The organism is Rhodococcus sp. NPDC058639, assembly GCF_042717545.1.
In the GTDB taxonomy this organism is placed as follows: Bacteria; Actinomycetota; Actinomycetes; order Mycobacteriales; family Mycobacteriaceae; genus Rhodococcus.
Genome location: NZ_JBHXRF010000010.1, coordinates 20,284 through 39,766, shown reverse-complemented (window position 1 = coordinate 39,766; position 19,483 = coordinate 20,284). Strand labels below are relative to the sequence as shown.

The following is a 19,483-nucleotide window of genomic DNA, read 5'->3' as shown; positions in this document are numbered from 1 at the left end:
GGCGTAGCGTTTCCTCCATGACCGACACCACTCCCTCGCTCAAATCCACACTGCGCGCGGACCTCACCGCAGCAATGAAGGACAAGGACAAGCTGCGCACAGCGACGATCCGCATGATGCTGTCCGCAATCCAGACCGAAGAGGTGGCGGGTAAGGAAGCTCGCGAACTCTCCGACGAGGACATCCTCAAGGTTCTGGCGCGCGAATCGAAGAAGCGCGGCGAAGCAGCCGAGGTGTACACGGAGAACGGCCGCGGTGAGCTCGCCGCCAAAGAGCATGCCGAGGGCCGGATCATCGACGAATACCTTCCGACGCCGTTGACCGACGCGGAACTCGTCGACGTCGTCGACACCGCGATCGGACAGGTCGCGGAGGAGATCGGTGAGCGTCCCGGGCCCAAGAACATGGGACTGGTCATGAAGGTTGCGACGGCGATCGCCGCGGGGAAGGCAGACGGCAAGCGGCTCTCGGCGGCGGTCCGTTCGCGGCTGTAGTTTCGCCGACTCCACCGAAGAAATCAGGGCGCGACCTCGTGGAGGTCGCGCCCTGATCTATCGGGACCGGTCAGTTGTCGGGTCTGCTCGGAGTGGTGGTCGCCGACGAATCCTCATCCGGCGGCGGTGACGATTCGGATTGCTCCGGTTCCCGGCCCGGAATCGGCGCCGGAGTGGAACGGCTGGTGGTGTCGGGCACCTCCCGGCCGTCGGGCCGGGCAGGGGTGGCACTGGCCGACGGCGCGGCGCGCACCGAACCGTCACTGACGAAGATCGTCACCGTGCTGCCCGGGACTGCCGAACCCGACGGGGAACTGCTCGTCACGGTGCCGGAGCGCTGCTCGGCTTTCACCGTCGCCTCGGTCACCGAGAATCCGGCGTCCTGAAGCTGCTGCATGGCGCGCTCACGAGGGAGCCCCGCCACGTCGGGCACCTGGGCGTTTCCGGCACCGCGTACGTAACGCGGGTCTTCCGGAGGAAGTTCGATCGAGCCGAATCGTGTTGCCACCGGCAGCATCGCGGAGAACCAGGTTCGCGCAGGCTCGGTGCCGCCGAAGAGGTTGCCGTCGTAGCAGGGCCGGACGGGACCGGAGCAGATCTGGCCGGGCGTGGGGGAGTCGCCGTAGGTGTAGACGACGCCCGCGTACCGGTTGGTGAAGCCGAGGAAGGCGGACGACATGTGGGACTCGGTGGTACCGGTCTTGGCGGAGACGGGCAGGTTCCAGCCCACGGAACCGGCGGCACCCGCCGCGGTGCCACCGCCCGAGGTGTCCTTGCTCAGCGCGTTGGCCAGCGTATCGGCCAGACCGGGCTCGACGACCTGCTCGCAGGCCTCCTGGGTGATCGGAACGGGCTTGCCCTCGCGGTCGAACACGCCCTCGATGGGCGACGGGGGGCACCACTTGCCGTGCGACGCGAGAGTGGCCGCGACGTTCGACAGTTCGAGCGGATTGACCCAGGTCGGGCCGAGTGTGTACGAGCCGAGGTGCTGACTCTTCTGCATATCCGACATCGACTGGTCGCCGAATCCGGACGTGCGGGGCTGCAGGTACGAGCGCAGGCCCAGTCGCACGGAGATGTCGACGACGGACTCGACGCCGGTGGCCTCGATCAGCTTCACGAACGCGGTGTTCGGTGACTGGGCGAGTGCGTCGCTCACCGACAGGCTCGCAGGGTAGGGGGCGGCGTTCTCGACGCAGTAGTAGTTCGGCGGGCAACCGCGCGCACCACCGTCGCCCAGCCCGCGAGCGTTGTACCGGTTGGGAACGTCGAGTACGGCCGACGTGCCGAGGCCGCGCTCCATCGCTGCGGCGACGGTGAAGACCTTGAAAATCGACCCGGCACCGTGACCGGTGAGCGAGTACGGCTGCGGCTGGACGGTTTCCTTGTTGTCGCCGTTGAGGCCGTACGTGCGGCTCGAGCCCATCGCGAGGACCTTGTGCGTGTCCTGGCCGGGTTCGATCACATTCATCACGGAGGCGACGTCGTCGACAGTGGGGCTGGTGAACTTGTCGAGCGACGCTTTCACCGACGACTGGACCTCGGGGTCGAGCGTGGTGCGGATGACGTAACCGCCCTTGTCGATCTGCTCGCGCGAGATCCCGGCGTTCTCGAGGTACTGCAGCGCGTATTCACAGAAGAAGCCACGATCACCTGCGGAGATGCAACCGCGAGGCAACGTGTTGGGTTCGGGGAGGACACCGAGGGGGAGTTGCTTGGCTTCGCGGATCTCCGCGGCACGCTCGGGGATGTTCTCGATCATGGTGTCGAGAACGATGTTGCGACGCTCGAGGACGCCCTCGGAGTTGGTGTACGGGTTCAGTGCGGAACTGGACTGCACCATGCCGGCGAGCATCGCGGACTGCGGGATGTTCAGGTCCTTGGCGTCGATGCCGAAGTACGTCTGCGCAGCGTCCTGGATTCCGAAGGAACCGTTGCCGAACGGCACCAGGTTGAGATACCGGGTGAGGATCTCGTCCTTGGTCAGCTTCTCGTCGAGAGTGAGCGCCATCCGGATCTCACGGATCTTGCGAGCCGGAGTGGTTTCGATGGCGGCACGCCGCTCGGCGTCGGTCTTGGCGACGACGTGCAGCATGTAGTTCTTCACGTACTGCTGGTCGATCGTCGACGCGCCCTGCTCGACCTGACCGCTCGTGGTGTTGGTGAGGAACGCGCGCATCGTGCCCTGCCAGTCGACACCCCGGTGCTCCGGGAAGCGCTTGTCCTCGATCGAGACGATCGCGAGTTTCATCTCGTTGGAGATCTGGTCGCTGGGCACCTCGAACCTGCGCTGCTCGTACAGCCAGGCGATGGGGTTGCCCGCGTTGTCCACCATCGTCGTCACCGCGGGGACGACACCCTCCACGAGCTCGGCAGAACTGTTGTCCACGGTGTCGGCGGCGCGGTTGGAGACGTACCCGAAACCTCCTGCGGCCGGGAACAGCATCCCTGCCACGAGAACGCCGCCGAGGGCGGTACAACCAACGAGCTTCGCCACTGTGCTTCGGATCGACACGAAGTACACAGTACGTGCAGCCATGCTCTGCGGTCGTATTGAGGGCGGCGGCATGCCGTGCGACGTGCAGCTTTGCACGTTCGTACCAGAAAAGGTTTTCCTCGCCTTGCGCCCGGGCATCAGGTTACCTAGATTGAGACATCAGTGTGATGCAGGTAACACCTTGACAGGGGAGATTGCGTTATAGGGGAAGCGCCACGGCGCGACGCCTACGCAATCGGACACCGCGTAGCGGTGTTCGGAGAGTAGAGGGGCAACTGAATGCACATGACCACCCCGACGGCCCGGCTCGACGTCGACCAAGCGGAAGCACGCATTGCCTGGGTTTCCCGGGCACGGTGCCGCGAGGTCGATCCCGATGAACTGTTCGTGCGAGGCGCTGCACAGCGCAAAGCCGCAGTCATCTGCCGACATTGCCCCGTGATGCTCCAGTGCGGCGCTGACGCACTCGACAATCGAGTGGAGTTCGGTGTCTGGGGAGGCATGACCGAGCGCCAGCGCCGAGCCCTTCTCAAGCAGCACCCCGAGGTCGAATCCTGGGCGGACTTCTTCGCAGCGCAGCGCCACCACCAGAACGCGGTCTGACACCACCCACCCGCAGAGGTTCAGGCCTCGCGGGTGAGCTGGTCGGCCACGGCCCTCAGCGCCTCGAGGTCCGACACCTCGAACGGCAACGAGGGCACGCCCACCACGGGCACGCGAGGGTTCGCGGCGGTGAAACTCCGCAGCAGACGTAGTTCCCGCTTGGCCGTGACCGCGCGGTGCGCGTGGATACGCAGAACGGCTTCGGCAGCCTCCGCGTCGTCACCGCCCCGCTCGGCAAGCGCATCGGCCGCGGTCAGCGCATGGTCCGCGGGCATCTTCGACAGGGTCGGATGCGTTCGGTTGAGCACCAGGCCCGCGAGCGGCATCCGGTCCTCGCCGAGCCGCTCGACGAAGTAGGAGGCCTCCCTGAGCGCGTCCGGTTCTGCAGACGCCACCACCATGAAGTGGGTGCCGGGCTGCTGGAGCAGCTGATACGTCCGGTTGGCGCGCTCGCGGAACCCTCCGAACATGGAATCGAGCGACTGCACGAACGCGGACGCATCCGACAGCATCTGGCTGCCCACGATCGTCGACACGGCCTTGAGAGCGATGCCCATCGCTCCGGTGACGAGACGACCGATACCCCGGCCGGGCGCCGTGAAGATCCGGATCATCCGGCCGTCGAGGAACGCGCCGAGCCGTTGCGGAGCGTCGAGGAAGTCGAGCGCGTTCCGGGACGGCGGTGTGTCGACGATGATCAGATCCCACTCGTCGCTCTGCGCGAGCTGTCCGAGTTTCTCCATCGCCATGTACTCCTGCGTGCCGGAGAACGACGACGCGACGGTCTGATAGAAGGGATTGTCCAGAATCTGCTGAGCTTTGTCGGGCGTCGAATGCTCGAGGACCATGTCGTCGAACGTGCGACGCATGTTGAGCATCATCGCGTGCAATTCGCCGGTGGATCCGGCAGGGAGCTCCACCTTCTGCGGCGAATTGTCGAGACTCTGCACCCCGAGGGCCTGCGCGAGCCGGCGCGCCGGGTCGATCGTCAGGACCACCACGCTGCGCCCCTTCTCGGCCGCGCGCAACGCCAGCGCGGCAGCGGTGGTGGTTTTCCCGACGCCTCCGGATCCGCAACACACGATCACCCGCGACGACGGATCGGTCAGGATTCCGCCGACATCGAGGGGAGTGGCGACGCGGGCCTTCCCGGTCATCGGACGCCCTGGTCGGTCAGTGCCTGGGCAAGCTCGTACAAGCCGCCGAGGTCGATGCCGTCGGCCATGGAGGGCAAGGACATGCGCGCCACCTTCACGTCGTCGAGTTGAGCGGCGCTGACCTGCTGTGCCTGCAAGGTTGCAGCGTGCTCGATGGCTTCGGTGAGCAGGCCGGCGAAATCTTCGTCGGAGAGCTTCACCCCGACCCGGCCGAACGCGGCGCGGATCGCTTCTCCGGGTACCCGCCCGCCGGCAAATTCATCAACGAGATCTTCGGGGAGATGTTCGGGCGCGGTGCGGTTGACGAACACGGTGCCCAGGCGCAGATCTGCTGCCTGCAATTCCTCGACCGCATCCGCGGTTTCCTGAACGGGCAGCGCCTCGAGCAGAGTGACCAAGTGCACGACCGTCTCGTCGGAATGCAGCAGTCGCACCACGCCTTCGCTCTGGGACCGGATCGGACCGGACTTCGCGAGGTCGGCCATCGCCTTGGTGACATCCAGGAAACTGCTGATTCGTCCCGTGGGCGGCGCGTCGACCACCACCGCGTCGTACACGCGGCGTCCCGACGCGTCGGTGCGCACCACGGTTTCCTTGATCTTGCCGGTGAGAATCACGTCACGCAGGCCCGGCGCGAGGGTTGTCGCGAACTCGACGGCACCGATCCGCCTCATCGCACGGCCCGCGAACCCCAGGTTGTAGAACATGTCGAGGTATTCGAGGAACGCCGCCTCGATGTCGATGGCAAGCGCGGACACGACTCCGCCGCCCTCGGCGGAGGCGATCTTCGTCTCCACCGGCGGTAACGGCGGAACGTCGAACAGCTGCGCGATTCCCTGCCGGCCTTCCGTCTCGACCAGCAGGACCTTGCGGCCGCCCGCGGCGAGCGCGAGCGCAAGCGCTCCCGCGACCGTCGATTTGCCGGTACCTCCCTTGCCGGACACGAAGTGCAGTCGCGCCTGTGCGGCGCCGGCCGGCCACTCGCCGGAATGAGATGTCGGTGTTGCCACGACCACGAGCCTATAAGTCGTGCGCTCGTTGAGGCGGCGGATAGGGTCATGACATGAGTGAAACGACTACGTGGGAGTACGCGACCGTGCCCCTGCTCACACACGCGACCAAGCAGATTCTCGACACCTGGGGTGCCGACGGGTGGGAACTCGTCACCGTCCTGCAGGGCCCCACCGGCGAACAGCACGTCGCCTACCTCAAGCGTCCGAAGGGCTGACGCGGTGGCGCAACAGTGGACCTCACGCCTCGCCGAGTTGGGGATCAGCTTGCCGCCGATCGCCAAGCCGGTGGCGGCGTATGTGCCCGCCGTCCGTTCCGGTGACATCGTCTACACCTCGGGTCAGCTGCCGCTCGTCGGCGGCACCCTCACCCACACCGGCAAGGTCGGTGCCGAGGTCTCGCCCGAGGACGCGAAGCAGGCGGCACGTACCGCCGCGCTCAATGCGCTGGCGGCGATCGATGGGCTCGTCGGCCTGAACAACATCGCCAGCATCGTCAAGGTGGTGGGATTCGTGGCCTCGGCCGAGGGTTTCACCGGCCAGCCCGGCGTGATCAACGGCGCGTCGGAATTCCTCGGCGAGGTGTTCGGTGCCGTCGGTGCGCACGCCCGCTCGGCCGTGGGCGTCGCGGAACTGCCGCTTGGGGCTCCCGTCGAGGTCGAACTCATCGTCGAGGTGAGCTGACCTACGGTGGTGACCCGATCTACGGGGGTCGTGGCCCGGGACATCGATCCGCGGCCCTCGTAGAGTGGGATCGACCACGACGTCCCTGTCAGGAGAGGCAAGAACATGGCGCTGGTCCACCCCGCGTACGGCCGGCTGCGGCAGGTCACGGAGAACGCTGCCGTGGTTCTGGCAGAGAACCCCTCGGTCATGTCCTTGGAGGGCACCAACACGTGGATCCTCCGTGCGCCCGGTGCAGACGAATGCGTCGTGGTGGATCCGGGCCCGCTCGACGAAGCGCATCTCGCGCGCGTCGCGCAGGTTCCCGTCGCCGCGACCCTCATCAGTCACCGGCACTTCGACCACACCGAAGGTGCGGGCCGGTTCGCCGAACTCGCACACTGCCCCGTGCATGCGTCGTCGGCCGACCACCGGCACGGCGGCGGGAACGAACTTGCCGACGGTGACGTCGTCGAGGCCGCCGGGCTTCGCATTCGCGTACTCGCGACACCGGGCCATACCGCCGATTCGCTGTCCTTCGTGGTGGAGGACGACAGCAGCGTCCTGACCGCGGACACCATCCTCGGACGCGGCACCACGGTGCTCGACGACACCGACGGCGATCTGGGCGACTATCTCCGCTCGCTGCGTGCACTGATCGGGTTGGGGCCGGGGTACACGGTGTTGCCCGGGCACGGCCCCGAACTGGACGACCTGGAGACGATCGCGCGGGGCTACCTCGCCCATCGCGAGCAGCGTCTCGAACAGGTGCGTGCCGCGGTGCGCACCCTCGGTGAGGACGCGACGGCGCGCCTCGTCGTCGAGCACGTGTATGCGGACGTCGACCGGTCGTTGTGGGACGCGGCGGAAAAGTCGGTGAACGTGCAACTCGAATACCTGAGGAGCTTCGCCTGACGGCGGGAACTCACGACCCGTAAACGGACGAGCCCGGGACGCGTATCGCGTCCCGGGCTCGCCCGTGTGTCGTGATGCCGCGTGTCAGCGGGCGCGACGCGCCAGACGCTCCGAGTCGGAGATCAGGACGCTCTTGCCTTCGAGGCGCAGCCAACCGCGGTGCGCGAAGTCGGCGAGAGCCTTGTTCACGGTCTCGCGCGACGCACCGACGAGCTGCGCGATCTCTTCCTGCGTCAGGTCGTGCGTGACGCGCAGCGCGCCCGCCTCCTGCGTGCCGAAACGCTGCGCGAGCTGCAGCAGAGCCTTGGCGACGCGACCGGGAACATCGGTGAAGATGAGGTCGGCGAGGCTGTTGTTCGTGCGGCGGAGCCGGCGGGCCAGCACGCGGAGCAACTGCTCGGCGATCTCGGGACGCTGATCGATCCACGCCTTGAGTGCCTCGCGGTCCATGCTCACGGCACGCACCTCGGTGACGGTCGTCGCGGTGGACGTACGGGGGCCCGGGTCGAAGATGGACAACTCGCCGAACATGTCGGACGGGCCCATGATGGTCAGCAGGTTCTCGCGACCGTCGGGCGAACGCCGACCGAGCTTCACCTTGCCGGAGACGATGATGTACAGACGGTCACCGGGCTCACCTTCGTTGAAGATGACATGGCCACGGGGGAAATCGACCGGCTGAAGCTCTTTGACCAGCGCCGCAACCGCAGAGGGCTCGACTCCTTGGAAGATGCCTGCTCTGGCCAGGACCTCGTCCACGTGCGCTCCTTTTGGGAAATGAAAAAAACGTCGTTGCTGCTTCGTCTGCACGTCCACGGGCATCCGACGGAGGTCACCTGTCAGGCGTACGACTCCCCAGTCTACTGTGCCGACGTCGGGCGTGAGTGATTGACACCACGGATCGGGTGTTTTGCTTCCGAAAACCTTCTCGCAGGCTACCGGTGAGTATGTGGGTCAGCTGGCGCGACGCGTCCCCAGACCGTGATGTGAGGTGCTGCCTTCCGTCTCGGTCGACCCCCGGCGCCGCCGGCGGTGGAACCGGGCGAGAGCCCCGGGGAAACCTTCGCGAGCGAGCGCGGCGACATCGCCTTGGTCGGCTTGGTCGAGGAATTCCTCGACCTCGTCCTCACGGACGGAAAGCCGACTCAGGCGGGACTCGACACGCTCCATGGCGAGTGCGAACAGCGTCAGCAGCACTGGGAAAAGCACCACAGCGAGAGCTTGCATACGGGGAAGTAAACACGGGTTAGGTCTCAGATGAGACACGGGGGCGGATTGACGCGGAGGGGTTTACGTACAGTGGTCCAGGTGCATGCGACCCCGTCCGAGAGCTCCGATCAGGCTCCCCGTCGCGACTCGGGCGCGGCCCCCCGCTCCGAATCCCGGCTCGCTCTGGTGCGTCGGGCGCGACGGATGAATCGGCGGCTCGCCGAGGCTTTTCCCCACGTGTATTGCGAACTCGATTTCACGACCCCGCTCGAACTCGCGGTCGCGACGATCCTGTCGGCTCAGTGCACGGACGTGCGCGTCAACCAGGTGACTCCCGCGTTGTTCGCCCGGTACCCCGACGCCCGCGCCTACGCCGAGGCGGATCGGACGGAACTCGAGGAGTTCATCCGATCCACCGGCTTCTTCCGCAACAAGGCGAACGCACTCATCGGTCTGGGCCAGGCTCTGCTCGAGCAGTACGACGGCGAGGTGCCGGCTCGGCTCGACGACCTCGTGAAGCTGCCCGGCATCGGCCGCAAGACCGCGAACGTCATTCTCGGCAATGCCTTCGATGTGCCGGGAATCACCGTCGATACGCACCTCGCGCGGCTCGTCGGACGCTGGAAGTGGACCACGGAAACCGACCCCGTGAAGATCGAGCACGCGGTCGGAGCGCTCATCGAACGCAAGGAGTGGACGCTGCTGTCCCACCGGGTGATCTTCCACGGCCGTCGGGTCTGCCACGCGCGCAAACCCGCCTGCGGAGTGTGCGTGCTCGCCAAGGATTGCCCGTCCTACGGGATCGGACCCACCGACCCGCCGACCGCCGCCGCGCTGGTGAAGGGACCGGAGACCGAGCACCTGCTCGAGCTGGCCGGTAGGTGACGCCGGTGCACCCTTCGTCAGCAGGCCGTTGGAGCCTGGCAGCACTGGTCGTCGTGATCGCCCTGATCGTCGCCATCTGGCCGCGCGGCAACGATGACGCACCGGCTCCCTCGGCGACAGGCGCTGCGACCTCGGCCGCACCCGTCGACCGGCGAGCGCAGGACAACCCGCAGGCTCTCGCACCCCTCCGGGAAACCGCCGCTCTGGATCCCTGCCCTTCGGCAGGGGCAACGTCGGCAGCGGGAACGATGGCGCAGGGCCCGCTCGCGGGGTTGACGTTCGAGTGCGTCGGCGACGGTTCCACGGTGGATCTGGCCGCCGCACTCGCGGGCAAGCCGGCCGTGGTGAATCTGTGGGCGTGGTGGTGCGGCCCGTGCGCCGAGGAACTGCCCGTGCTCGAGGAGTTCGCAGAACGAGCCGGAGATGCCGTGAACGTGGTGACGGTGCACACCGATCCCAACGAGGCCAACGCGCTGAGCAAGCTGACGGACTACGACGTGCACCTGCCCGGAGTGCAGGACGGCTCCGGACGAGTCCAGGCCGCGGTCGGAGCCCCGGCGGTGCTGCCCGTGACGATCCTGCTGCGAGCCGACGGCTCGGTGGCCAAAGTGCTGCCCCAGCCCTTCCGCTCCGCCGACGAGGTCGCCGCCGTGGTCGACGAATACCTGGGGGTGGCGGCATGACGCCGTACTGGTTGCGGAAGGTCACGACCCTCGAGCCTAAAGATCCACACGACGACAATCCGATCATCAACCGGCGCGCGCCCTCCGGACTCCCGGTCCGGCAAGCGGCGGTCCTGGTGCTGTTCGGTGGTTCGCCGACGCCTGATCCGCTCGCCCGCGGCGGCCTGCCGGCCGACGCGGATGTGCTGCTCACCCAGCGTGCGGCGAGCCTGCGCCAACACAGCGGACAGGTTGCGTTTCCCGGTGGCGCCGCCGATCCCGACGACGAGGGTCCCGAACACACCGCTCTGCGCGAAGCGCAGGAGGAAACGGGGCTGGACCCCGCCGGCGTACGTCCGCTCGCTGTGCTCCCCGAACTGTTCATCCCGCCCTCGGGCTTCGACGTGACACCGGTGATCGCGTACTGGGAGCGTCCGAGCCCCGTCGGTGTGGTGAATCCCGCCGAGGCCTCCCGTGTGGTCCGGGTGTCGCTGCACGATTTGCTCGACCCGCGGAACCGCTTCCAGGTAAGGCACGCCCTCGGGTATCGCGGCCCGGCCTTCCGGGTCGAGGGGATGCTCGTGTGGGGTTTCACCGCGGGAGTGCTCGCAGGCCTGTTCGCCGTCTCCGGATGGGAAATCGAATGGGATCACCACGACATTCGTGACCTCGATGTCGTACTCGCCGAAATGGAGACCGAGGTGGTCGAACCGTGACCGGATCCGGCTGGCTCGACCTGATCATCGTGCTGATCGTCGTCATCGCGGCATCGTCGGGACTGAGGCAGGGCGCGGTCGCGTCGGCCCTCGCGTTCCTGGGTGTGCTGCTCGGGGCGGTCGCCGGCATTCTCATCGCGCCGCACGTGCTCGTGCACGTCGAAGAGGGGCGTATGCGGATCCTGGCAGGCATCGCGTTGATCGTGGTGCTCGTCGTGATCGGCGAGGTGGCCGGGATGGTCCTCGGCCGGGCTGCCCGCAGCGGCATCCACAGCCCCGGCGTCCGGGCCGTCGACAGCGTTGTCGGCGCAGGTCTGCAGGCAGTCGCGGTGCTCGTCGCCGCCTGGCTTCTCGCCATTCCGTTGACGGCCACCACTCAGCCCGCGGTGTCCGCAGCGGTGCGGGGTTCTCAGGTTCTCGGCACCGTCGACGAATTCGCCCCCGACTGGATGCGGGCGATACCCAACGAATTCTCGGCTCTGCTCGACACCTCAGGGCTACCCGAGGTGATCGGACCGTTCGGCAGGACCCCGATCGCCGAGGTCGCAATCCCCGACGCCTCGTTGCTCGACAGCCCCGTGGCCGCAGAACTCCATCCGAGCGTGCTCCGCATCAACGGGCTCGCGCCGAGTTGCCAGAAGGCACTCGAGGGGTCGGGCTTCGTCGTGGCGCCGGAACGGGTCATGACGAACGCGCACGTCGTGGCGGGAACCGCCGCCGTGACCGTCGACACCGAACAGGGTGCACTCGACGCCTCCGTGGTGCTGTTCGACCCGGCCGTGGACGTCGCGATCCTTTCGGTGCCCGGGCTCACGGCCGCACCGCTGGCATTCGCTCCCGTGCCCGCAGATTCGGGCGAGAATGCGATCGTCCTCGGCTATCCGGGTGGCGGGCCGTACACGGCGAGCGCCGCACGGGTCCGCGAAACGCTGGATCTGCAGGGGCCCGACATCTATCGCAGTGGAACGGTCGAACGCGAGGTCTACACGGTGCGCGGCCTGATCCAGCAGGGCAACTCCGGTGGACCACTCGTCGATGCGCAGGGGCTCGTCCTCGGCATGGTGTTCGGCGCGGCCATCGACGACTCCGACACGGGATTCGTGCTCACGGCCGGGGAGATCAGCCGGCAACTCGCACTGGCCGGGTCGGTGTTCGACCCCGTGGAAACCGGCGTCTGCATCGTCTGACGCCGGCACCCGGCCCGTGCGGTTGGCAGGCGGCGTCTCCCCGCCGTCGAGTCAGAGACCCCGCACGAAGGCGAGCAATTGCGACGTCACGACCTCGGGCTTTTCCTGATGCGCGTAGTGACCCGCGCCGTCGACGAACCTCAGGAGGCGTCCGGGTGCGTGCCGCTTGCAGCGGCGCAGCGTCGCCGCCAGTACGTAGGGATCGAGCACGCCGTGCAACTGGAGGACCGGCAGCGAGAGGGTGACGTCCATCGCCTTCATGAAACGTCGCCCGTCGGGCCGCCACTGACTCCGGAACGCCCACCGCTGGTATTCCAGCGTGCAGTGCGCGACCCCGGGGATGCGGATTGCCGAGCGGAGACGCTCGACGACGTCGGCGAATTCCGGCGTGGCCTGCCACTCCGGTCCCGAACGCAGGCGCGCGAGCCGTTCGATCTCGCGACTCTCGTCGCGAACCAGCCGACGTTCGGGACGCCACGGCACCTGATACGACAGGAACGTCGGCAGCAGCGCCTTGCGCTGCGCCTTGTCGCGCAGTGCCCCGTCGCGCAGAGAGATCGGGTGGGGTGAATCGACGACGGCGATCGCACGGACGAGCCGAGGATGCAGAACCGCCGTCGCCCAGCAGACCAGGCCGCCGTCGGCGTGCCCGACGAGGATCGCCTCGCTGTGCCCGAGTGCGCGGACGAGACCCGCGATGTCGTCGGACAGGGTCCAGCCGTCGTATCCGCGCGGGGGTTTGTCCGAATCGCCGTACCCTCGCAGGTCCACCGATACGGCCCGGTAGCCCGACTCGGCGAAGGCGGTGAGCTGGTGACGCCAGGACCACCACAGGTCCGCGAAACCGTGCACGAAGAGTACGAGCGGGGTGTCCGAATCGTGCGGGCCGGTTTCGACCGCGTGGAATCGGATTCCGTTCGCATGGATGTCACGATGCGTCCACGGCCCGGGATAGCGGGCCGTGGACGGGTCGGGTGGAGCCACCTCTATATCGCTCGGCGCATCAGCGCGCTGCGTGATGACGACCGGCGGAAGCCTGGTCGTCCTGGTGGCTCGGCAGGATCGACTTCGTCTGCTTGAGCGAGTCGATCGTCTTGCTCGGTGCGCGCACCTTGCGCACGCGCATATATCCGATCAACGCGAGGAGCGCGGTCACCACGACCATGATCAGGAAGACGATGAGGAAGGCGAGCCAGCGCGGAACCCAGACGTCGAGGAGTTCGGCGAGGAAGAAGAAAAAGAAGAAGGAGCTGAAGGTGAGGACAGCGAGCGCCAGGACGAAGAACAGGCTGCCCTGCAGGCCCTTCTTGACCTCACCGGTCACTTCGGCCTTCGCGAGCTGCACTTCGGCGCGGAAGAGCGTCGACACCTGAGTGGCCACGTCACGGACAAGATCACCGACGCTGGCATCCCGCGGCGTCGGAGCGTCCACCTTCGTCAGCGGAATGCCCGAGATACTCGTCGGCACACCGTCCCCGGGACGGTTCCCGTTCGTCACGCTCACTAGTCGACCCCTTTGGTTGGTTCGTTCCGCTTGCGGTGGGCTCGCCCACGCCGTAACAGTAGCGCCGAACCGAGTATCGACGCGATCAACGAGGTAACCAGGACGGCGGCTTTGGCGATCTCGGCGGCAGCGCCACCGTCGACACCCCCGAGCGAAAGTTCCACGATGAGCAGGCTGACGGTGAACCCGATCGCGCCGAGCACCGCCAGTGCGAACAGATCTCCCCACATCAGACCGGTCGGGCGGGTCGCGATACCCACCCGGATCGCGAGCCAGGCACTGCTGAAGATGCCCACCGTTTTGCCGACGAGCAGACCCAGGACGATGGCAAGACCGACCGGGTCGGTGAAGACGTTCCCGATCATCTCTGCGCCGAGCGGCACCCCGGAGGCGAAGAGCGCGAAGACGGGAACGCAGAATCCTGCCGACCAGGGTTGGATCCGGTGCTCGAGGCGCTCGGAGGGTGCATAGTCCTCGCCCGGATCGGCGCGGACGCGTGTGAGCAGGCCCAGAACGACGCCGGCGACCGTCGCGTGAATCCCGGCTTGGTGCATTGCGTACCAGGTGAGCAGCGCGAGCGGCACATACAGCCATGCCGTGGTGATACGGCGCTGCTGGGCAACCCAGTACGCCGCGGCGAGGGCAACGGTGGCGACCAGCCACGTCAACGCGAGCCCCGAGGTGAACAACACCGCGATCAGTGCGATACCGATCAGGTCGTCGACCACCGCGAGACTGAGCAGGAATACTCGCGCACTGGTGGGAATGCGGGAACCCGTGAGAGCCAGGACGCCCAGTGCGAAGGCGATGTCGGTGGCGACAGGAATCGCCCAGCCGCGATCCATTCCGGGCGTGCCCCAGCCGACAGTCGCGGCAATGACAGCGGGCAGGACGACGCCTCCGCATGCCGCGATCACCGGCAGCAGGGCCTTCTTGCGGTCTGCGAGTTCGCCGACCACGAGTTCGCGTTTGAGTTCGAGTCCGGCGACGAAGAAGAACACCGCCAGAAGTCCGTCCTTGGCCCACGTGCCCAGCGACAGATGCAGGTGCAGCGACTCCGGGCCGATCTCGAAGTCGCGGAGGGCGGCATAGGAGTCGCCGAGTGGGGAATTGACCCAGATCAGGGCCAGCGCGGCGGCAACGAGGAGAAGGGATCCGCCCACGGTTTCGGTACGGAGGAAACGGGCGAGCGAGGTGCTCCAGGCGGGGTTGGACAACGGGCGGCTTTCGGGTCGGCGGATTCCGGTAGGGTCGAGCGCTCGCCGACCAGACTTCCCGGCACACCGTCGAAAATTGTAGACCCGCCGGAGTGCCCGCCCCTGAATGACCGATCCGTCGCGACGGGAAACCCTCGCGGCCCGGAGACGAGTGCGGCCCCTCCGGGACACGAAGTCCGGAAGGGGCCGCACCCTCTGTGGAGCTACTTGCCCCGGATCGCGTCGAACACCGCGGGATCGACGAGGGTAGAGGTGTCACCGAGCTCGCGGCCTTCGGCGATGTCGCGCAACAACCGTCGCATGATCTTGCCGGAACGAGTCTTCGGCAATTCGGGTACGACCGTGATCTGACGCGGCTTCGCGATCGGGGAGATCTCCACCGCCACGTGCTCGCGGAGTTCCTTGATCAGCGCGTCACCGGTGTTCTCCACGTTCTCACGCAGAATCACGAAGGCGACGATGCCTTGTCCGGTGGTCTCGTCGGCCGCGCCGACGACGGCGGCTTCGGCGACGGTCTGGTGGCTCACCAGTGCCGACTCCACCTCGGAGGTCGAGATGCGGTGGCCGGAGACGTTCATGACGTCGTCGACGCGTCCGAGCACCCAGAGATCCCCGTCCTCGTCGTAGCGTGCACCGTCGCCGGCGAAGTACCAACCCTGGTCTTCGTAGCGTGACCAGTACGTTTCGCGGTACCGCTGCGGATCACCCCAGATGCCGCGCAACATGGCAGGCCACGGCTTGTCGAGCACCAGGTAGCCGTTCCCGCCGGGACCGAGCGGACGGGCTTCGTCGTCGACGATCTTCGCGGAGATGCCCGGCAGCGGCGCCATCGCCGATCCCGGCTTGGTCGCGGTGATCCCGGGCAGCGGGGAAATCATGATCGCGCCCGTCTCGGTCTGCCACCACGTGTCCACGATCGGAGCCTTGCCCGCGCCGATGACGTCGCGATACCAACGCCACGCCTCGGGGTTGATCGGCTCGCCGACACTGCCGAGCAGGCGGATCGACGAGAGGTCGTGCGCGTCGGGGATCGCACGTCCCCACTTCATGAAGGTGCGGATCAGCGTGGGGGCGGTGTAGTAGATGCTCACCCCGTACTTCTCGATGATCTCGAAGTGCCGGTGCTGGGTCGGCGAGTTCGGGGTGCCTTCGTAGACGACCTGCGTCACGCCGTTCGACAGCGGCCCGTACACGATGTAGGTGTGCCCGGTGACCCAGCCGATATCGGCGGTGCACCAGTACACGTCCTCGCCCGCTTTGTGGTCGAACACGTTGTGGTGGGTGTACGACGCCTGGGTGAGGTAGCCACCCGATGTGTGGACGATTCCCTTCGGCTTACCCGTGGTGCCGGAGGTGTAGAGGATGAACAGCGGGTGCTCGGCGTCGAACGGCTGCGCCTCGTGCTCGGGCGATGCCTGCTCGACGGTGTCGTGCCACCACAGATCCCGCCCCTCGGTCCACTCCACGTCGATGCCGGTGCGCCGCACGACAAGGACGTGCTCGATCGACGCGGCACCGGCGGTCGCCTCGTCGGCCGACGCCTTGAGCGGCGCCGCGGCGCCACGGCGCCACTGACCGTCCACGGTAACCAGCAGCTTCGCCTCGGCATCGTCGATTCGTGAGCGGAGCGCGGTCGCGGAGAAACCTGCGAACACCACGGAGTGCGTCAGGCCCAGACGAGCGCAGGCGAGCATCGTGACGATCGCCTCGGGAATCATCGGCATGTAGATCGCGACGCGATCGCCGGCGACCAGGCCCAGGTCGGTGAAGGTGTTCGCGGCGCGGGAGACCTCTGCCAGCAGGTCGTTGTACGTCAGCGCTCTCGTGTCACCGGGTTCACCTTCGAAATGAATGGCGACGCGGTCACCGTTGCCGGCGAGTACGTGCCGGTCCACGCAGTTGTATGCGACGTTGAGCTGCCCGCCGACGAACCACTTCGCGAAGGGTGCGTCCGACCAGTCCAGCACCTCGGTCCACGGGGAGGCCCACTCGAGTCGGTCGGCCTGGGTTGCCCAGAATCCGAGGTGATCGGCGTCGGCAGCAGCCTGCAACTCCGGACCGGCGTTGGCGGTGGCTGTGAACTCGGCACTCGGTGGAAAGGCCTGCTGTTCGTGGTCCGGAGCTGCGCTCGTCATGATGCGGGGCACCTTTCGGGTCGTCTATCGTCGGGCTCCTGAGAGCGTAATCATCTGTGACGCACATCGCACCGTTGCATCTGCATATGGTCAGGCCACAGTCGCCCATCGGTCGGTTTCGAGCGACGGGTGGTCTGCGGCCAGGACGAGTGGTGCGGTGGCGTCGCACGCCTGGTCCCACCGGCGGTCCTCGGGAACATCGGCGGTACCGTCGGAGACTGTGACCGACCCGCTTGCACCGCTCCTCGACCTTCCCGGCGTGCGCGACGCCGCCGACCGCGCGCGTGACGCGCTCGCGGAGGTCCATCGCCATCGCACGAACCGGCGGGGCTGGGCGAACACCGCAGCCGAAGCGTCGGTGCGCGCGGCACGAGCCTCTGCCGCGATCGACGGCGGGTCGATGGAACTGCCGCAGCCCGGTGAAGCCGGTGACCCGATCCTCGCCGGTGCGCTGCGTGTCGCGCAGACGCTCGACGGTGACGCGCTGGGCAACATGGTGTCGACGTGGCGTCGCGCGCCTCTGCAGGCCCTCGCCCGATTGCATCTCCTCGCGGCGGCGGACCTCGTCGAGGACGCGGGTCAGCTCGGGCGACCCCGTACCGGGAGCGGCGTCGGAGAACGGCTGGACGCCTTGGCTCAACTCGTGACAGGCGGGTCGAACGCACCTGCGCCGGTTCTCGCGGCGATCGTGCACGGCGAACTGCAGGCATTGAAGCCGTTCGGCGTCGCGGACGGTGTGGTCGCGCGGGCGGCGTCGCGGCTCGTGTGCGTGGCGACCGGTCTCGACACCCGGAACCTCGGAGTGCCCGAGGTCCACTGGATGCGCCGGCTGGATGCGTACCGCAGCGGGATCGACGGGTTCGCCGGTGGTACCGCCGAGGGCGTCGGCGGGTGGGTGATCTTCTGCTGCGGGTCGCTCGAGGCGGGAGCGCGCGAAGCCGCCTCGATTGCCGAGGCGTTCGCCGGCTGATCGGCCCGGCATTCGGGGGATTCGACGGATGCCGCTGGGCCGCAGCGGACAAGCGCTGGACACAGGAAAAGCGGGTGACGCGTCGATATGGAATCGGCGTACCACCCGCTGACACGGTGAACCGCGTTACCATGCGTGCTGAAATGGGTTGTGTCTCAACGGCCTCGGCGACGGTGCGATTATCTCCGGCTCGGCCTCGCAACGGGTGCGGGGTCTTTACCTTCGAAGAGTCACATCTCGCAAGCCCACAACGCTTCTGCCCTTATAGTGGCACCGGCTCCGCGTGGGTACTCGGCTTCCGTGCTGGGAACTCCGGTCGGGAGATCGAATCTTCTCTTCTGATTCGCTCTTGGCCTTCCGTCGTTCCGTAGTTCCTTTCTACCCCCCTTGCCGTGGGGTAGGCAAGCCCCATGCCGGCTTCGCGTCGCATCTGTGCCGTTAGGCGAAATCGCGTTGCTGCAGTGCGATATTCGGGTGGCACGGAGGGTCGCAGACGCGGTGTGCGCCATCCGCGGCGGGGCGCCCGGAATCAGTACCGCAGCGAAGCGTGCGACCGGCGCGCGAGACTGCTCGAAATACCGATGATCAGGGCGACTGCGCCGGCGATCCCGCCCGCGACCCAGAGTGCGCGAGGCGATGTCGGAATACGTCGTTTCAGCGGTACGGGAAGAGTGAAACGCAGTATCGGCCAATGGTTCTCGGTCGCGACACGGCGCAACGCCCGACCGGGGTTGACGACGCGGGGATTGCCCACTGCCAGGAGCATCGGCAGGTCGGTTGCCGAGTCGGAATAGGCATAGCTCTGTGCCAGGTCGTACCCGTAACGGTCCGACAGTTCCCGGAGCGCGACGGCCTTGGCCTCCCCGAAGCAATAGAACTCGAGTTCACCGGCGTACCGTCCGTCGACGATCCGCATGCGGCTGCCGACACTGTGGGAGGCACCGAGTGCCTGCGCGATCGGCGTGACGACCTCCTCGCCCGAGGCCGACACGATGATCACGTCGTGACCACGCGCCCGGTGATCGGCGATGAGATCCTTCGCTTCCGCGTAGACGAGGGGAGTGACCACTTCCTGAAGGGTCTCGTCGACGATCGATTTGATCTGCTCGACGTCCCAGCCCTCACACATGTGCGCGATGTGCTCGCGCATCCGCTCGATTCGGTCCTGATCCGCGGCGGACAGCACGTACAGCAACTGGGCGTAACTGCTCTCGAGCACGGCACGGCGGCTGAGCAGTCCTTCGTTGAAGAACGGGCGCGTGAAGGCGAGAACGCTCGACTTCGCGATGACGGTCTTGTCGAGGTCGAAGAAAGCGGCGATGCGGCCGCTGCCGGCCGGATGATCCACTGTCGAGATGCCGGTGTTCGTGTTCCCGGACGCGTCAGTCACGAGCACCACAATAGGTGCCCGAGGGCGGACTGTGGGGGTCGCGCGTGGCCTCGCCACGCCGGTCCTCTCAGTTGCAAACAGCGTGCACGTTCGGTGTACTATCGCGAATGCCCGGATCCGTCCGGGTTGTGTTCAGCCCGACCCCCCGGGGCTGAACACAGACGACCCTCGCCTCCTCCCCCCTGGCGAGGGTCGTCCTCGTTCCGGGGGTCCCCGCCGGTCGTCGCTGCTTCGTTCCCTCCGGCGAAAGCCCGCAGGTGACGGGGTTT

20 protein-coding genes are annotated in these 19,483 nt (G+C 67.1%); 10 read left to right on the top strand and 10 right to left on the bottom strand.

Annotated elements, in window-relative coordinates; all coding sequences use genetic code 11:
- Positions 1-17: 17 nt before the first annotated feature.
- Entirely contained in the window at positions 18-494 is a 477-nt protein-coding gene (locus ACFWU2_RS19305) for a GatB/YqeY domain-containing protein (RefSeq protein WP_378609663.1), read from the top strand.
- A gap of 70 nt (positions 495-564) precedes the next feature.
- Here the strand turns inward: ACFWU2_RS19305 and ACFWU2_RS19300 are convergent, their stop codons facing one another.
- Positions 565-2,991 (bottom strand): penicillin-binding protein, encoded by a 2,427-nt coding sequence (locus ACFWU2_RS19300; protein WP_378609989.1) that lies wholly within the window; start codon positions 2,989-2,991, stop codon positions 565-567.
- 279 nt (positions 2,992-3,270) lie between these two features.
- Between ACFWU2_RS19300 and ACFWU2_RS19295 the strand changes: the two genes are divergently transcribed.
- The gene (locus ACFWU2_RS19295) at positions 3,271-3,594 is read left to right on the top strand and encodes a WhiB family transcriptional regulator (protein ID WP_169653028.1); all 324 of its coding nucleotides are present in this window, start codon (positions 3,271-3,273) and stop codon (positions 3,592-3,594) included.
- Positions 3,595-3,614: 20 nt separating this feature from the next.
- Here ACFWU2_RS19295 and ACFWU2_RS19290 read toward each other — a convergent pair whose 3' ends face one another.
- Together ACFWU2_RS19290 and ACFWU2_RS19285 are read right to left on the bottom strand one after the other, a co-directional pair.
- A complete protein-coding gene (locus ACFWU2_RS19290; protein ID WP_378609658.1) occupies positions 3,615-4,751 on the bottom strand; it encodes an ArsA family ATPase in 1,137 nt (378 codons plus the stop codon).
- Complete coding sequence (locus ACFWU2_RS19285) at positions 4,748-5,767, bottom strand: ArsA-related P-loop ATPase (protein WP_378609655.1); 1,020 nt, start codon at positions 5,765-5,767, stop codon at positions 4,748-4,750. The genes ACFWU2_RS19290 and ACFWU2_RS19285 overlap by 4 nt, the downstream gene beginning before the upstream one ends.
- 47 nt (positions 5,768-5,814) lie before the next feature.
- Between ACFWU2_RS19285 and ACFWU2_RS19280 the strand changes: the two genes are divergently transcribed.
- From ACFWU2_RS19280 to ACFWU2_RS19270, 3 genes are all read left to right on the top strand, one after another.
- Positions 5,815-5,979 (top strand): DUF4177 domain-containing protein, encoded by a 165-nt coding sequence (locus ACFWU2_RS19280; protein ID WP_072704831.1) that lies wholly within the window; start codon positions 5,815-5,817, stop codon positions 5,977-5,979.
- A gap of 4 nt (positions 5,980-5,983) precedes the next feature.
- Positions 5,984-6,445 (top strand): RidA family protein, encoded by a 462-nt coding sequence (locus ACFWU2_RS19275; RefSeq protein WP_378609651.1) that lies wholly within the window; start codon positions 5,984-5,986, stop codon positions 6,443-6,445.
- A gap of 105 nt (positions 6,446-6,550) precedes the next feature.
- Positions 6,551-7,339 carry an MBL fold metallo-hydrolase gene (locus ACFWU2_RS19270; RefSeq protein ID WP_378609648.1) on the top strand — a complete coding sequence of 263 codons (789 nt, stop codon included), beginning with the start codon at positions 6,551-6,553 and terminating at the stop codon, positions 7,337-7,339.
- A gap of 84 nt (positions 7,340-7,423) precedes the next feature.
- On the opposite strand, the gene ACFWU2_RS19265 is transcribed toward ACFWU2_RS19270, so the two are convergent.
- On the bottom strand, positions 7,424-8,098 hold the full coding sequence (locus ACFWU2_RS19265) for a Crp/Fnr family transcriptional regulator (RefSeq protein WP_111731607.1): 675 nt from the start codon (positions 8,096-8,098) through the stop codon (positions 7,424-7,426).
- Between the two features lie 195 nt (positions 8,099-8,293).
- Positions 8,294-8,566: a hypothetical protein gene (locus ACFWU2_RS19260; RefSeq protein WP_378609623.1), complete on the bottom strand. Its 273-nt coding sequence runs from the start codon at positions 8,564-8,566 to the stop codon at positions 8,294-8,296.
- Positions 8,567-8,596: 30 nt separating this feature from the next.
- On the opposite strand from ACFWU2_RS19260, the gene nth reads away from it, so the two are divergent.
- From nth to marP, 4 genes are read left to right on the top strand one after another with little or no spacing between them, the layout of a single operon-like run.
- Positions 8,597-9,433, top strand: a complete 837-nt coding sequence (gene nth, locus ACFWU2_RS19255) for an endonuclease III (RefSeq protein WP_378609620.1) — start codon at positions 8,597-8,599, stop codon at positions 9,431-9,433.
- 5 nt (positions 9,434-9,438) lie between these two features.
- Positions 9,439-10,116 (top strand): TlpA family protein disulfide reductase, encoded by a 678-nt coding sequence (locus tag ACFWU2_RS19250; RefSeq protein ID WP_378609617.1) that lies wholly within the window; start codon positions 9,439-9,441, stop codon positions 10,114-10,116.
- Positions 10,113-10,811 (top strand): NUDIX hydrolase, encoded by a 699-nt coding sequence (locus ACFWU2_RS19245; protein ID WP_378609614.1) that lies wholly within the window; start codon positions 10,113-10,115, stop codon positions 10,809-10,811. The genes ACFWU2_RS19250 and ACFWU2_RS19245 overlap by 4 nt, the downstream gene beginning before the upstream one ends.
- The gene (gene marP, locus ACFWU2_RS19240; protein ID WP_378609611.1) at positions 10,808-11,998 is read left to right on the top strand and encodes an acid resistance serine protease MarP; all 1,191 of its coding nucleotides are present in this window, start codon (positions 10,808-10,810) and stop codon (positions 11,996-11,998) included. The genes ACFWU2_RS19245 and marP overlap by 4 nt, the downstream gene beginning before the upstream one ends.
- Before the next feature lie 51 nt (positions 11,999-12,049).
- Here marP and ACFWU2_RS19235 read toward each other — a convergent pair whose 3' ends face one another.
- The 4 genes from ACFWU2_RS19235 to acs all read right to left on the bottom strand — a co-directional run bounded on the left by ACFWU2_RS19235 (position 12,050) and on the right by acs (position 16,854).
- The gene (locus ACFWU2_RS19235) at positions 12,050-12,982 is read right to left on the bottom strand and encodes an alpha/beta fold hydrolase (protein ID WP_378609609.1); all 933 of its coding nucleotides are present in this window, start codon (positions 12,980-12,982) and stop codon (positions 12,050-12,052) included.
- A 19-nt stretch (positions 12,983-13,001) separates the two neighbouring features.
- Positions 13,002-13,502, bottom strand: coding sequence for a phage holin family protein (locus tag ACFWU2_RS19230; protein WP_378609606.1), 501 nt, complete (start codon positions 13,500-13,502; stop codon positions 13,002-13,004).
- Positions 13,502-14,719, bottom strand: a complete 1,218-nt coding sequence (gene nhaA / locus ACFWU2_RS19225; protein WP_378609605.1) for a Na+/H+ antiporter NhaA — start codon at positions 14,717-14,719, stop codon at positions 13,502-13,504. The genes ACFWU2_RS19230 and nhaA overlap by 1 nt, the downstream gene beginning before the upstream one ends.
- Positions 14,720-14,922: 203 nt before the next feature.
- On the bottom strand, positions 14,923-16,854 hold the full coding sequence (acs, locus tag ACFWU2_RS19220) for an acetate--CoA ligase (protein WP_378609604.1): 1,932 nt from the start codon (positions 16,852-16,854) through the stop codon (positions 14,923-14,925).
- Positions 16,855-17,074: 220 nt separating this feature from the next.
- Here acs and ACFWU2_RS19215 point away from each other — a divergent pair, with 220 nt between their 5' ends.
- Positions 17,075-17,824 carry an oxidoreductase gene (locus ACFWU2_RS19215; protein ID WP_378609603.1) on the top strand — a complete coding sequence of 250 codons (750 nt, stop codon included), beginning with the start codon at positions 17,075-17,077 and terminating at the stop codon, positions 17,822-17,824.
- Positions 17,825-18,353: 529 nt separating this feature from the next.
- On the opposite strand, the gene ACFWU2_RS19210 is transcribed toward ACFWU2_RS19215, so the two are convergent.
- Positions 18,354-19,223, bottom strand: coding sequence for an HAD family hydrolase (locus ACFWU2_RS19210; protein ID WP_378609602.1), 870 nt, complete (start codon positions 19,221-19,223; stop codon positions 18,354-18,356).
- Positions 19,224-19,483 lie beyond the last annotated feature (260 nt).